The sequence below is a fragment of the Aliiroseovarius subalbicans genome, from assembly GCF_022678625.1.
Lineage (GTDB): Bacteria > Pseudomonadota > Alphaproteobacteria > Rhodobacterales > Rhodobacteraceae > Aliiroseovarius_A > Aliiroseovarius_A subalbicans.
The window spans coordinates 264,951-279,443 of the sequence record NZ_JALBYQ010000002.1 but is presented as its reverse complement, the minus strand read 5'-3'; the positions used below and the strand labels follow the sequence as shown (position 1 = coordinate 279,443).

Genomic DNA, 14,493 nt, shown 5'->3' with positions numbered 1-14,493 from the left:
TCAACCAATTGTGCTGGCGGCCGCACTTGCGCGCGCGGCCAGCACGGCACCGCCGGTGATCAGACCGGCAGCCAAAAGCAGGCTCCAACTGGGCGCCGCCACCCCGGCAAGGATCAGCGCAAGCGTCGACAGAAGCGGCGCGCCATAGCTGGCAACGCCCAGAAGCTGGATATCGCCCCGCTTCACCCCCACATCCCAGACATAGAAAGCCAGCCCGACCGGGCCCAGTCCAAGGCCCAGGATCGCGGCCCAGCCCAGGCGCGTAGCGGGCCAGATCGTATCCTCCAACGCGAGATGCGCCAGCGTAGATAGTGCAGCACTGGCCAGGCAGAACACGGCGACGGATGCGGTGGGTGTTGAGCCCAAACGGCGTGACAGCACAGAATACCCGCTCCAGGTCAGGGCGCACAGCGCGGCCAGGGCAAAGCCCGGCAGGGCCGAGGCATCGAATCCCGACGCCCCGCCCAGCACGATCACGGCCGCACCTGCGAAACTGATCAGTGCGCCGATCACGTGGCCTTTGCGCAGGTGTTCGCCGGGCAACAGCCCTGACAGCAGCACAATCAGCAGCGGCCAGAGATAGGCGATCAACCCGGCCTCGGCCGCAGGCGCCATACGCAGGGCGCTGAAATACAGGAAATGGTATCCGAACAGGCCTGCGGTGCCGAAGGCATAGACCCGAAATGGCACCCCGCGCAGCACGCCGAACCCGCCTGTCATCCCGGTCCAGATCAGTCCGATGCCCCCGCCAATGGCAAAGCATATGGCGTTCAACTGGAAGGGCGGGACCGGGGCCGACCCCACGGTGAACAGGGCCAACAAGGCCCACAAAAGAACAGCGACGAAGCCGATGCCGGTGGCGTGCAGGCGGGTCATGTGACGGGAACCTCTTCAACAGGAATGATGGTCAGGGCTTCAGAAACAAAAGCGGTCTTTTCGATCTCATCCATAATCCAATCTCGAAACGCCTTGATCTGAGGGCGGTCCTCGGCGCCCTTCTGGCACAGAAACCGGAATTGCGCCTTGCTTTGCAGCGCGATCTTGTAGGGCGCGACCAGAATGCCTTCGGCCAGCGCGGTCACGACGATGGAGCGCCGCCCAAGGACCACACCCGCCCCGGACAGCGCGGCATCAACGGCGTGGTCCGCTTGCGAGAACCGGGGACCGTGGGTCGGAGTGAAGTCGATTCCGACGGCGCGAAACCAGGTCGGCCAATCGCACGGCGGGTCCAGAAAATCGATCGAGCTATCGAACAGGATCGGCGCCTGTTTCAGGCTTTCCGGAGTGGGAAACCGCTTGGCTAGGGCTGGCGTCATGACCGGTGTCACCCAGTCGCGGCGCAAGGGCTGCGAAAACAGCCCCGTATCGGGGCCATAGCCAAAACGGATCGCCACGTCGATCTCGTCCCGCGCGAAATCCATCAGGCGCAGCGAGGCGGTAAAGCGCAGGTCGACATCCGGGTGCAATCGGGCGAATTCATACAGCCGGGGTGCCAGCCATTTCGCTGTGAAGGCCGGCCCGGCCGTGACGGTCAGCGTCCGGTTGTCCTGCAGCCTGAGCGCGGCGCGCCAGGCAGCGGTAAGGGTTTCGAACCCCTCTTTCGCACCCGGAGCCAGGGCGCGACCCGCCTCGGTCAACTCCACCGCCCGGTTCAGGCGGTGAAACAGCGGCTCCCCCAAATGGGTCTCCAAGGATTTGATTTGGAAAGATAGCGCCGCAGGGGTCACCGACAGCTCGGCGGCCGCATCCTGAAACGACATGTGACGCGCGGCGGCATCAAAGGCGCGCAAGGCGGTCAAAGGGGGAAGGCGATCGGACATTACACTTAAGTATCACTTAAGTGACGGATGGAAAAGTCTCGTTTGTCGCCGTTCTCATGGGAGGGCATACAGAGACAAGTCAGGAAAACTTGTTTCAGGAGAGTCCCATGTTGGAAACTGCCCCCGCCGCCGCCGCCATGCGCGCCATATATTGCCGCGCCCATCAGGAACGCGCCGCCGCCGCCCGCGCCGCTTGGCGCTGGCTGATCGGACGAACATGAGCCACCGCTAGACTCTGAATTGTGATCGCCTGTGCGTTTTCTCTTTGGATTTCGCCTTGGCGGCCTTAACGCGGGCTTTTGCCAACGCAAGTGCATCGTCGAGCAGTGGCTTGATGGTGGGATTCATGAGGCCCTGAAACTCCATCTCAAACTTTGAGTGGAGCGGGCATCTGTTGATTTCCAGAAAGACCGGGCCATCGGGGGTGGGCATCACGTCCCATCCCAGGATGCCATACCCGTCCAGCGCAATGTGCATGCTGATCGCAAGGTCATACATCTTTTCCCAGTCAGGCACGCTGAGTGAGCCCATTTCCAGATCTGGGGCAGTGGACGTTGGGGTTAGCACGCCGGACTCGATGTCAATCCAGCAGGGAATTGGCGACGCGGGGTTCAGGCGTCCCTGTTCGTCCTTGGCCGCCGTCTTCAGGCTTGCATACAGCACGCCATGCCAGAGGTCGTCTGAAGCGTCACGATCCGGACTGTCGCACCCGGAAAGGCGAAAGGACCGAGGTCGGGATGAGGGGGCAATGAGGGCTGGAAAACGTAGCCTTCCGGATAGGCCTTTGCGATTTCACCGGCCAGTTGTCTTGCGGAAATCTGCTGACCACCAGCCACTCGAAGTGAACCGGGTGTGTCACCGGGACCGGATATGCTGATTTGACCCAGGGCGCGAGACTCATGCACGGGTTTTCCATGTGTGGGCGGTAGGTCGGGATCCCTGAGGAAGGCCGTGATGGCGGCCTCGTCCTTAAGTGAATTCACGCAGTCCAGCCCGGGAAAACCGGGGAAAAGCCCAAGTGTTTCCGGCACGGGAAGCCCGAACGACGCCATCAATTGGGACGACAGGATCTTGTCGGCCAATAATTCGCTGCCCAGAGAGATTTCGGGTGGAGACAGGCGTTCTCCCAATCGATACCCCCCGTTTCGTCCCAGGTACTGGCGTTTCTGCGCCCAGGTTAGCTGTGGAAGATACAATTGATATCGGAGATACTCGGCGGGGTGAATGCTGCAATGGCCAAACCTTAGGGCCAGCATTTCGGTCAGCTGGCGCAGAAAACCCTTGCCGTAGATTTTTTTGACTCGCGCCATCGAGGCCGGGACGTTGATGTCGACCAGTGGAAGTTCGGTCGAAAGAATAGGGGTGTCAGGATCTGTGGTCACATTGGCATCCGTGATCCGGCGCGCAGGTGATGCGCACCGGATCGTGGATATTTGGGCTTACACAAAGAATTGCGCGCCATTGGCCGAGATGGTCGAGCCGTTGATGAACTCGGCGTCGTCGGCGGCCAGGAAAGCCACGCAGCGTGCGATTTCTTCCGGTTCACCCAGGCGGCCTGCGGGAATGCCCGAGATGATCGACTCGCGCACTTTCTCCGGCACGGCCATGACCATTTCGGTGGCGATGTAGCCGGGGCAGATGGCGTTGGCGGTGATGCCGAAACGCGCACCTTCCTGCGCCAGAGACTTCACGATACCCAGGTCGCCTGCCTTGGTGGCGGCATAGTTGACCTGACCGAACTGGCCTTTCTGACCGTTGATCGAGCTGATCACGATGACGCGGCCGAACTTGCGTTCGCGCATACCGTTCCACAGCGGGTGCACGGTGTTGAACACGCCGGTCAGGTTGGTGTCGATCACCTCCTGCCATTGTTCCTTGGTCATGCGGTGGAACGGCGCGTCGCGGGTGATGCCGGCGTTGGCTACGACCACGTCGATCGGGCCCAGGTCGGCTTCGACTTTGGCCAGGCCCTCGGACGAGCTATCGTAGTCGCCGACGTTCCATTTGTAAGTCTTGATGCCGGTTTCCGCGGTGAAGGCGGCTGCGGCGTCGTCATTGCCCGCATAGGTGGCGGCGACGTCATAGCCTTCGGCCTTCAGTTTCTTGGAAATGGCCGCGCCGATGCCGCGCGATCCCCCGGTGACGAGTGCAACTCTTGCCATGGTGTACTCCTATCTGGCGATTCTTGTTGGTAACTTGGTTACTCATTCAAATGCGGCAGCGCAACATTATTGCGCAAACATTTCGCCGCAGTGCAACAATCAGGTGAAAAAAAGGGGCGCTCGACGGCGCCCCTTCGGTGTTTCATGCGGCCGTGGTTACGGGCGCTCCAGGCACATGGCAACGCCCATGCCGCCGCCGATGCACAGGGTGGCGAGGCCTTTCTTGGCGTCGCGACGCTTCATTTCAAACAGCAGCGTGTTCAGGATCCGCGCACCCGATGCGCCGATCGGGTGGCCGATGGCAATGGCGCCGCCGTTCACGTTCACAACATCCGGGTTCCAGCCCATGTCTTTGTTCACCGCGCAGGCCTGGGCGGCGAAGGCTTCGTTGGCCTCGACCAGATCCAGGTCGGCGGCGTTCCAGCCTGCTTTGTCCAGCGCCTTTTTCGACGCGTGGATCGGACCGACGCCCATGATCGACGGGTCCAGGCCGGCGGTCGCATAGGATGCGATGCGCGCCAGCGGCTCCAGGCCACGCTTTTCGGCTTCGTCTGCGGACATCACCAGAACGCCAGCGGCGCCATCGTTGATGCCCGAGGCGTTGGCTGCCGTCACCGTCCCGCCTTCGCGCATGAACGCGGGGCGCAGCTTCTGCATGGCGTCCATTGTCGCGCCGTAGCGGATATATTCGTCCTTATCGACGATGATGTCGCCCTTGCGGGTCTTCACGGTGAAGGGGATCACCTCATCATCGAAACGCCCAGCGGTTTGGGCGGCTTCGGCCTTGTTTTGCGAGGCAACGGCGAATTCGTCCTGCATTTCGCGGCTGATGTCCCATTGGGCTGCCACGTTTTCCGCAGTCTGGCCCATGTGGTAGCCATTGAACGCATCCCACAGCCCGTCGCGGATCATCGAGTCGATGAATTTCATATCGCCCATCTTGTGACCGGCCCGCAGGTGCGCGACGTGGGGGCTGAGCGTCATGTTTTCCTGACCACCGGCCGCGACGATGGCGGCGTCACCCAGCTGCACGTGCTGTGCGGCCAAAGCCACGGTGCGCAGGCCGGACCCGCAAACCTGGTTGATGCTCCAGGCCGAGGCTTCTTTGGCGAAGCCCGCGTTGATGTGAGCCTGACGGGCCGGGTTCTGGCCCTGGCCACCGGTCAGAACCTGACCCAGGATGGTCTCGGAGACCTCATCCTTTTCGATCCCGGCGCGGGCGACAAGCGCCTCAAGCATGGCGGCGCCCAGATCGTGGGCGGGGGTGTTGGCGAATGCGCCCGAGAAGCTGCCGACGGCGGTGCGCGCGGCGGAAACGATTACGACATTGGTCATTGTGTGGTCCTCTACCTTGGTCTGGCTGATGTCGCGGCGACTTTATGTTCGTCCTGTCCTTGCGAACAAGGCGAATCCTCCCCCCGCGTCAATCCGTCGGTATGCATCTGTATGCCGCAATGCAGAAAAAATCAACCCGGGGCTGTGCGTGGGGGTGCGGCGAGGGCCAAACCACCCTGGCATCGCTCATCTGGCCGCACTGTTACGGCCCTTGAAGGGGCAGGGTGTCGCGGTGCGCTGATCTGCGTTTAAGGCGTCGTAGTGTGCGGGGTTTTTGTGGTTCAGGCCGTGTGGGCCTGCCGGTTGTCCGAACGCCAAGCCGGATTCACCGTCGGTACCCCAAAGAAGTAGCCCTGCATGCAATCCACACCGACTGAGGCAAGGAACTCAGCATCTTCCAGCGTCTCGACGCTTTCAGCCACGGTAAACATGTCGAAATGCCGGGCGACTGACAAAAGCGCCTGTGTCAGGATCTGATTGTCCGGGCTGGCATGGATTCCCTTGATGAATTCGCCATCGATTTTCATGATGTCGAAGTAGAAATCTTTGAGGTAGCGGAACGCGGTATAGCCCGCGCCGAAATCGTCCAGTGCGAAGGCCACGCCGCGCTGTTGCAGGTCGGCCATGAAGACCTGCACAAGGTCAGGCATGACAATGGCCGTACGTTCGGTGATTTCCAGGATCAGGCGCTCGGCCAGGGTCGGGTCGTTCTGCAAGCCGCGCTTCATCACTTCGTTCCAACGCGGATAACCGATCGAGCGGGCGGACAGGTTGATCGAGAGGCGCAGACCGGGTTCTTCTGCCAGTGCCTCAAGCCCCTTCTCTAGTGCAAGGGTGTCGATGATCCGCCCGAGTTCCTGCGTTTCGACAACGTCGATGAATTGCTGCGCGGGGATGATGCGTCCGGTGTCGTCCAGCACGCGGATCAGCCCTTCGTGAAAGGCGATCTGGTCAGGGCGCGCGGCCTGCACCACGGGCTGGAACGCCAGCATGACCTGTTTACTGGCCACGGCGGCGTGCACCATGTCCATCGTATCGCGGTCGCGTTGGCTGATCGCATGGTCCAGCGGGCTGCCGGTCTGTGCGTCCAGGTCCGCAGTGTCCATCATGCTGTGGTTGCTCATCCGGCGGTACTCCATCTTCAAGTGAAGACACCTTTGCGCCTGATCTGCTAAGAAGCTGTAAAAAGGCGGATTTGCCTAGATATTTAAGGGTTCAGGCCGGTTACGGATAACGGCCTGAAAACGGGAGGAAAAATGGAACGATGTGGGTGGTGTGGCGATGAGCCGATCTATGTAGAATATCATGATACCGAATGGGGCGTGCCTGAATATGACGGCCGCGCCTTGTGGGAGAAGTTGATTCTCGACGGGTTTCAAGCCGGGTTGAGCTGGATCACCATCCTGAAGAAACGCGACAATTTCCGTGCGGCCTTCCGGGGGTTCGATCCGGCAGAGATCGCCTGTTGGGGGGAGGAGGACGTCCTCCGATTGGTCAATGACAAGGGCATCATCCGCCACCGGGGCAAGATCGAAGCGACCATTGGAAATGCCCGGACTTATCTGGACATGGGCGGCACTGATGCGTTTTCCGAGATGATGTGGGGCTATGTCGGCGGCACGCCGCTGGTGAACCAATTCGAGACCTTGGCCGATGTGCCTCCCGCCACCCCGCTGTCAACGCAGGTGTCGAAAGATCTGAAAAGGCTGGGATTTCGGTTTTGCGGCCCCACCATCACCTATGCCTGGATGCAGGCCTGCGGTCTGGTGAACGATCATCTGGTAACGTGCCCCTGTCACACCAAGGTGCAGGGCAAGTGTTAACGCAGGCGGTCCAGCAGGGCCAACGTAGGCACACCCGTCACGTCCAGACCCGCGCTGGTCTCATAGGCCCGGATCGCCGCGCGCCCTTTTTCGCCGATCACCCCGTCAGGATTGCCCGCCTTGAACCCACGCGCGTTCAGGCGTTTTTGTAGCGTTTGCCTTTGGGCGTTGGTCATGCCCCACGGGTTCTGCGGATACCCGGCCCGGATCGGCCCACCTCCGGCCAACCGGTCAGACAGGTGCCCCACACCGATCACATAGCTGTCGGCGTAGTTATAGGCCTTCAGCACGTGGAAGTTCTGATAGATCATGAACACAGGGCCAGTGGGTCCGGCTGGCAGGATCACCGCGCCTTTGCCATGATTGGGCAGCTTGCCACCGCTGGCAGCTGTCACCCCCAACCGGATCCAATCACGCGTCCTGCGCGGGAAGATACGCCCGGTCAACGCAAGATCCATTCCCTTTGGCAGGGCGACCTCGATCGCCCAGGGTTGCCCCTTCACCCAGCCTTTAGTTTTCAGATAGGCAGCGGTTGAGGCCAGGGCGTCGGTGGGGTCGTCCGACCAGATGTCGCGCCGCCCATCGCCTGTCCAATCCACCGCGTGTTTGAGAAACGAGGACGGCATGAACTGGGTGTGGCCCATCGCACCGGCCAGACTGCCAACCATGCGGGCGGCGGTGGTGTCACCGGATTGAAGGATGTTCAGCGCCGCGATCAACTCACGCTCAAACAGATCGGCGCGGCGCCCGTCATGGGCCAGGGTGGCCAGGGTTGCGATCACCGGCGTGTTGCCGCGAAAGCCGCCAAAACTGCTTTCCATGCCCCAGATGGCGATGATCACTTCCGCAGGCACCCCAAAGCGTTTTTCGATCGCAGCGAAGGTGCGGGCATGTTTTTTCAGCTTGGCGCGGCCGGTCTGGATGCGCTGAGATGACGCCGCCGAGGCGACATACTCCTGTAAGCTGCGCGCAACCTCGGTCTGGCGTCGGTCCAGTTTCAGCGCGCCGGACACCGGGGACAGACCTGCCAGGGCCCGGTCCAGAATGGCGGAGGATATCCCTGCCGTCCGCGCGCGTTTGCGAAATCCGCGCAGCCAGGCGTCAAAGCTGGGTTTCGCCCAGGCGGGGCGGGCCAGAACAGCCGTCAGGCCGATCAAGGCGGCGCGTCGTGTCAGCGTCATGAAAAGGCTCCCACTTCAATGAGATGAGGATAAGGCGCGCCTGGGCAGGCGGCAATGCACCCGCGCGATCTTCGGCAACCCGCCGCCGAAGCGCTGGAGCCGAGCGCAGCGAGGCCACCCCCAACAAGAGAAGCCTGCTTTGCAGGCGCCGATTGGCGGGAGCACTAGCCCTCGTAAGGCGCGTCGATCAAAGCTTGCAGGATTGCTTTGGCACTGTCCGAATCCCATTCGGCATCCCCGGTCAGACGTGCAACTTCACGCCCGTCGCGGTCCAGAATCACCGTCACTGGCAGACCCAGAACCGCCATGTCCCGCGCCAGTGCCTGTTTCGGGTCCAGCAGGATCGGCAGGTCCGTCACGTCCACATCGTCAAAGAAGCGCCGGATCGCTGGCAACTTGTTGCGCCCGGTGGCAATCGGCACGACTTGAAAGTCCTCGCCACCCATTTCCACCTGCAACGCGTTCAACCCTGGCATTTCCTTGCGGCAGGGCGCACACCAGGTGGCCCAGAAGTTCAACAGAACAACCTGGCCTTGGTACTCCGCCAGGGTATGTTCGCCTCCTTCGGCATCGGTAAACACGGCCGTTCCCGCCGCCCTGGTCTCGCTGTGGATGTTCAACTTCTTCAGGCTGCCATCGCGCAGCGCCTCAAGATCGGTCCCGTCTGCCAGCGCAGTGTTTGCACCAAGCACCAGCGCCGTATAAAGCAGGGCAGAACGAATGAATGACATAAGACCTCCGAAAGACACGCCATGAGTGACAAGACGAAAGCCGCAAATGCCATGTGGGGTGGCCGGTTCGCCGCCGGACCCGATGCGATCATGGAGGCAATCAATGCCTCGATCGGGTTCGATCAGCGTATGGCAGCCCAGGACATCGAAGGCTCACGCGCCCATGCCGCCATGTTGGCCGCCACAGGCGTGATCACAGATAGCGACGCGGACGCGATCCGTGAAGGGCTTCTCACGGTCTTGTCAGAAATCGAAAGCGGCGGGTTCGAATTCTCGACCGCGCTGGAAGACATCCACATGAACGTGGAGGCGCGTCTGAAAGACCTCATCGGCGAACCCGCGGGCCGATTGCACACCGGCCGGTCGCGCAACGACCAGGTCGCGACCGACTTCAAGCTGTGGGTGCGTGACCAGATGGATGCGGCCATTTCGGGGCTTGAGGCGTTGATCCGCGCGCTGTTGACCCAGGCCGAAGCCGGGGCCGACTGGGTCATGCCGGGGTTCACCCATCTGCAGACAGCCCAACCCGTCACCTGGGGCCACCACATGATGGCCTATGTCGAGATGTTCGGCCGCGACATGTCGCGGTTCCAGGACGCGCGCGTGCGGATGAACGAAAGCCCGCTGGGTGCCGCCGCACTCGCCGGCACCTCGTTCCCCATTGATCGCCACATGACGGCCGAGGCGCTGGGCTTTGACCGCCCCGCCGCCAACTCGCTCGACGCCGTGGCTGATCGTGATTTCGCGCTGGAATTCCTGTCCTCAGCCACGATCTGCGCCATGCACCTGTCGCGCTTCGCCGAAGAGCTGGTGATCTGGTCCTCGGCGCAGTTCCGTTTCGTCGCCCTGTCCGACCGGTTCTCGACCGGGTCATCGATCATGCCGCAGAAGAAAAACCCCGACGCCGCCGAGCTGATCCGCGCCAAGATCGGCCGCATCATGGGCGCGATGGTGGGGCTGTTCACGGTGATGAAGGGCCTGCCGCTGACCTATTCCAAGGACATGCAGGAAGACAAGGAACAGGTGTTCGACGCGGCTGACAGCCTCATGTTGGCGCTGGCCGCGATGACCGGGATGGTCAGTGACATGAGCGCCAATACCGACAGCCTTGAGGCCGCGGCCTCCTCCGGCTTTTCGACCGCCACCGACCTGGCCGATTGGCTGGTGCGCGCGCTGAACATGCCGTTCCGCGATGCCCACCACGTCACCGGCTCGCTGGTGGCAATGGCCGAGGGCAAGGGCTGTGACCTGCCCGATCTGAGCCTGGCCGACATGCAATCGGTGCACGCTGACATCACCAACGCTGTCTTTGATGTGCTGGGTGTGCATAATTCTGTGGCAAGCCGCACATCCTATGGGGGCACTGCCCCCAGTGAGGTGAAAAAGCAGATTGCCCGTTGGAAGGACACCTTGTCATGATCCGCGCTGTTCTTGTTCTTGCCCTGCTGTCCCTTGCCGCCTGCGGCGCGGATGGGGAGCCAATTCGTCCGGGATCGGCCGAGGACGTGGCGCAGGAATAATCCTTTCACCACACAATGTTCCGTTGAAATTCGGAACGTCCCTGCTAACGCGCGCTGATGCGTTTGAATAAAAAGGCCCACGCTCATGGACCACTTCCTGTATCGTGACGGCATCCTGCATGCCGAAGACGTGGCGATTCCCGAGATCGCCGCAAAGGTTGGCACGCCGTTCTATGCCTACTCCGCCGCCACTCTGACGCGCCATATCAACCTGTTTCACGAAGCGTTGGACGGGATGGAGCATCTTGTCTGTTTCGCGGTGAAGTCGAACTCGAATCTGGCGGTTCTGAAGCTTCTGGGCGATCTGGGCGCGGGCATGGACGTTGTGTCGGGCGGGGAATACCGCCGCGCGATTGCCGCCGGTGTGCCGGGCAACCGCATCGTCTTTTCCGGCGTCGGCAAGACGCGGGACGAGATGCGCCTGGCGCTGACCCACGGCATTCGTCAGTTCAATCTGGAAAGCGAACCCGAGATGCTGGCGCTGTCCGCCGTGGCCAGCGAGATGGGCGTGACCGCCCCGGTCACCGTGCGCGTGAACCCGGATGTGGACGCGAAAACCCACGCCAAGATCGCCACCGGCAAGAGCGAGAACAAATTCGGCATCCCGATTGCGCGGGCGCGGGAGGTCTATGGCCAGATCGCGACCATGCCGGGGCTGAAAATCGTCGGGATCGACGTGCATATCGGCAGTCAGCTGACCGATCTGGAGCCGTTCCGGCAGGCCTATGAAAAGGTCGCGGCTCTGACCCGGCAGCTGCGCGAAGACGGGCATGAAATCCTTCGGCTGGATCTGGGCGGCGGGCTGGGCATTCCTTATGAACGGTCGAATGACGCGCCGCCGCTGCCGATCGAATACGGCCAGGTGATCCGCGAAACGGTCGGGGATCTGGGCTGTGAGATCGAGATCGAACCGGGCCGGTTGATCAGCGGAAATGCGGGCATCATGGTTACCGGAGTCATTTATGTGAAACAGGGCGAAGGGCGCAATTTCCTGATTGTTGACAGTGCCATGAACGACCTCGTGCGCCCGGCCATGTATGAGGCGCACCACGATATCGTGCCTGTGATCGAATCCGCGCCGGGGGTCGAGCAGGAACGCTATGACATCGTCGGTCCGATCTGTGAAACCGGCGACACCTTCGCGAAAGAGCGCGACTTGGCGCCACTGGCGGCGGGCGATTTGGTCGCCTTTCGCTCAGCCGGGGCTTACGGCGCGGTAATGGCCTCGGAATACAATTCCCGGCCCCTGATTCCGGAAGTTCTGGTCATGGGTGATCAATTCGCGGTTATCCGCGCACGCCCGACCTATGAAGAGATGCTGGAACGCGATACCATCCCTGCATGGTTGTAACCCATGAGGGGTCGCATGACCCATGATGCCCTGCCTCCTGCCGCCGCAAACGAGCTTGCGAAGCGGCTGAAGTGGCCCCTGCGCCTGACGGCTGCGGGGATGCTGGGTGAACGTGTGTGGAAAGCGTTCTTTCCGTTTGTGTCGATCGTTTTGGCGCTGTTGGCCGCGTTGATGGCGGGGCTACCGGCCTTGCTGGTGCCGGGCCTGTTGCGAGGGCTTGCTCTGCTCGCAGCCCTTGCCGCGATCACGGCGGTCTTGGGCGGCATACGCCGCTTTCATGCCCCGCACCGAAGCGAGGTTTTGACCCGACTGGATGCGACGTTGCCGGGGCAACCGATAGCCGCCCTTGCCGACGTGCAGGCGATCGGCGCGGGCGATGCCGGGTCCGAAGCCGTCTGGCGCGCGCACCAGATGCGTATGGTGGCGCGGGTAAACGCCGCGCGTGCCGTGGCGCCCGACCTGCGCGTGGCGGTGCGCGACCCCTTTGCGCTACGACTGATGGCGCTTTTGGGTTTCGTGATGGCGCTGGGCTTTGGCAACCTGTCAAAAGTGACCGAGCTGGGGGATCTGGTGCCCGGCCCTCAGGCCGAGGCCGCCATCGTCGCGTCGTGGGAGGGCTGGATCGAACCGCCCGCCTATACCGGCAAGCCCAGCCTGTATCTGAACGACCAGAAGCCCGGCCCGCTGGCGGTGCCGTCCGGAAGCCGTCTGACCCTGCGGCTTTATGGCAAACTGGGCGCACTGAGCGTGACCGGTGACATTGCGACCTTTCCCGAAGAACCACTGCCCAGCCACGTGGTGCAGATCACCCGGAACGGCAGGTTGGCGATCGAAGGACCGGGCGGGGCAGCCTGGTCGGTCACCGCGATCGGCGATGTGCCACCTGACGTGCGTCCCGAAGGCGACCTGACCCGCACCATCGCCGGGGAAATGCGCCAAGGCTTTGTTGCGACCGATGATTACGGCGTCGTTGCCGGGCAGGCGCGGTTCGCGTTGGATCTGACGGCAGTTGACCGGCGTCACGGCCTGACCATCGCCCCCGAGCCGCGCACGGACATCATCGTGGACCTGCCGATGCCGTTCCGGGGCGATCGCCTGGTGGTCGAGGAGACGCTGCACGACAACCTTGCCGAACACGCTTGGGCGGGTTTGCCGGTGTCTTTGAACCTGTCGGTCGAGGACGCGGCGGGGCAGATGGGTAGCTCGGTGCCAGAGCAGATCAAACTGCCGGGGCGGCGGTTCCTGAACCCATTGGCCGCAAGCCTGATCGAACAACGACGTGACCTGATGTGGAGCCGCGAAAACGGCCCCCGCGTGGCGATGATCCTGCGTGCGGTCAGCTACCGACCTGATGGTCTGTTTCCGCGCGAAACGCAGCTGTTGAAGCTACGCATGTTGATCCGGCGGCTTGAGATGGGCACGCGTTTCGGCCTGTCCGAGGGCTTGCGCGATGAGGTCACCCGGGCGTTGTGGGACATGGCGATCGAGATCGAAGATGGCAGCCTGTCCGACGCTTTGGAGCGCCTGCGCCGCGCCGAAGAACGGCTGAGCGAAGCGATGGAGCAGGGGGCATCACCCGAGGAATTATCCGAGCTGATGGACGAGCTGCGCCAGGCGATGAAGGACTACATGGATCAGCTGGCCGCGCAACAGCCCGAGGGCGCCGAGGGGCAGGACCAGCAGCAATCGCAAAACGGCATGCAAATCACGCCTGAAGACCTTGAGGCGATGATGGACCGGATCGAAGAGCTGATGCAGCAGGGGCGCCAGGATGAGGCGCAGGCGATGCTGGATGCGATGCGCGAGATGATGGAAAACATGCAGGTCACCCAGGGCCAGCCGGGCGAGGGCAACAAAAGCCCCGGCGAACAGGCGATGGAAGGCTTGCAGGATACCTTGCGCCAACAACAGGGCCTGTCGGACGAAGCCTTCCGCGACCTTCAGGAACAGGCCAACCCAAACGCCCGCGCCGGGGAAAGCAGCGAAAACGTCGGGCGCGACGGCGGCCAGGGCCGGGGGCAGGCGCATTCCGGAGAAGGCGGCGAAGGGCAGGGCGAAGGCGAGGGCGACGGGAACCAGGGCGATCTGGCCGACCGCCAAAGCGCCCTGCGCGACCAGTTGCGCGAGCAGCAGGAAGGCTTGCCAGGCGCAGGCTCCCCCGAAGGCCAGGACGCGCGTGAGGCTCTGGGCCGGGCGGGCGACGCGATGGACAGCGCCGAACAGGCGCTGCGCGACGGCGACGTGGGCGAAGCGCTAAACCGTCAGGCCGAAGCGATGGAAGCCATGCGCGAAGGTATGCGCCAGTTCGACAACGCGATGGCGCAGCAACAGCAGCAGCAAGGTCAGCAGGGCGCCGCCGCGGGCGAACCAGGCCAGCGGCAAAGTGATCCGTTGGGACGCGATCCCGGGTCAAATGGTACCGTCGCGACCGACGGGCCGCTGGCCGAGGGCGAAGATGTATATCGTCGGGCGCAAGAACTGATGGATGAGCTTCGCCGCCGCTCGGGTGACGGCGCCCGACCTGAGTTGGAGCGCGACTACCTGAAGCGGCTTCTGGATCGGTTCTGAGC

At 62.6% G+C, this 14,493-nt stretch carries 13 protein-coding genes; 4 read left to right on the top strand and 9 right to left on the bottom strand.

Annotation, left to right across the window (positions count from 1 at the left end; translation table 11 throughout):
- From yddG to MN188_RS09145, 7 genes are all read right to left on the bottom strand, one after another.
- Nucleotides 1-876, bottom strand: coding sequence for an aromatic amino acid exporter YddG (gene yddG, locus MN188_RS09175; protein ID WP_242108308.1), 876 nt, complete (start codon nt 874-876; stop codon nt 1-3).
- Nucleotides 873-1,820, bottom strand: coding sequence for a transcriptional regulator GcvA (locus MN188_RS09170; protein ID WP_242108306.1), 948 nt, complete (start codon nt 1,818-1,820; stop codon nt 873-875). The genes yddG and MN188_RS09170 overlap by 4 nt, the downstream gene beginning before the upstream one ends.
- A 228-nt stretch (nt 1,821-2,048) precedes the next feature.
- Nucleotides 2,049-2,318, bottom strand: coding sequence for a hypothetical protein (locus MN188_RS09165; protein ID WP_242108304.1), 270 nt, complete (start codon nt 2,316-2,318; stop codon nt 2,049-2,051).
- 146 nt (nt 2,319-2,464) lie between these two features.
- Entirely contained in the window at nt 2,465-3,202 is a 738-nt protein-coding gene (locus MN188_RS09160) for a hypothetical protein (RefSeq protein WP_242108303.1), read from the bottom strand.
- Nucleotides 3,203-3,259: 57 nt separating this feature from the next.
- Nucleotides 3,260-3,982 carry an acetoacetyl-CoA reductase gene (gene phbB / locus MN188_RS09155; protein WP_242108301.1) on the bottom strand — a complete coding sequence of 241 codons (723 nt, stop codon included), beginning with the start codon at nt 3,980-3,982 and terminating at the stop codon, nt 3,260-3,262.
- 156 nt (nt 3,983-4,138) lie between these two features.
- Complete coding sequence (locus MN188_RS09150) at nt 4,139-5,317, bottom strand: acetyl-CoA C-acetyltransferase (RefSeq protein WP_242108299.1); 1,179 nt, start codon at nt 5,315-5,317, stop codon at nt 4,139-4,141.
- Nucleotides 5,318-5,598: 281 nt separating this feature from the next.
- Nucleotides 5,599-6,441 (bottom strand): EAL domain-containing protein, encoded by an 843-nt coding sequence (locus tag MN188_RS09145; RefSeq protein ID WP_242108297.1) that lies wholly within the window; start codon nt 6,439-6,441, stop codon nt 5,599-5,601.
- 132 nt (nt 6,442-6,573) lie between these two features.
- Between MN188_RS09145 and MN188_RS09140 the strand changes: the two genes are divergently transcribed.
- Nucleotides 6,574-7,140 (top strand): DNA-3-methyladenine glycosylase I, encoded by a 567-nt coding sequence (locus MN188_RS09140; RefSeq protein ID WP_242108295.1) that lies wholly within the window; start codon nt 6,574-6,576, stop codon nt 7,138-7,140.
- Here MN188_RS09140 and MN188_RS09135 read toward each other — a convergent pair.
- Together MN188_RS09135 and MN188_RS09130 are read right to left on the bottom strand one after the other, a co-directional pair.
- The gene (locus MN188_RS09135; protein ID WP_242108293.1) at nt 7,137-8,321 is read right to left on the bottom strand and encodes a lytic murein transglycosylase; all 1,185 of its coding nucleotides are present in this window, start codon (nt 8,319-8,321) and stop codon (nt 7,137-7,139) included. The two genes, MN188_RS09140 and MN188_RS09135, sit on opposite strands and share 4 nt — an antisense overlap.
- Before the next feature lie 164 nt (nt 8,322-8,485).
- Nucleotides 8,486-9,052, bottom strand: coding sequence for a TlpA disulfide reductase family protein (locus MN188_RS09130; RefSeq protein ID WP_242108292.1), 567 nt, complete (start codon nt 9,050-9,052; stop codon nt 8,486-8,488).
- Nucleotides 9,053-9,073: 21 nt separating this feature from the next.
- Between MN188_RS09130 and argH the strand changes: the two genes are divergently transcribed.
- From argH to MN188_RS09115, 3 genes are all read left to right on the top strand, one after another.
- Complete coding sequence (argH, locus tag MN188_RS09125) at nt 9,074-10,471, top strand: argininosuccinate lyase (protein WP_242108291.1); 1,398 nt, start codon at nt 9,074-9,076, stop codon at nt 10,469-10,471.
- A gap of 186 nt (nt 10,472-10,657) precedes the next feature.
- Nucleotides 10,658-11,923, top strand: coding sequence for a diaminopimelate decarboxylase (gene lysA, locus MN188_RS09120; RefSeq protein WP_242108289.1), 1,266 nt, complete (start codon nt 10,658-10,660; stop codon nt 11,921-11,923).
- 15 nt (nt 11,924-11,938) lie between these two features.
- Nucleotides 11,939-14,491 carry a TIGR02302 family protein gene (locus tag MN188_RS09115; RefSeq protein WP_242108279.1) on the top strand — a complete coding sequence of 851 codons (2,553 nt, stop codon included), beginning with the start codon at nt 11,939-11,941 and terminating at the stop codon, nt 14,489-14,491.
- Nucleotides 14,492-14,493 lie beyond the last annotated feature (2 nt).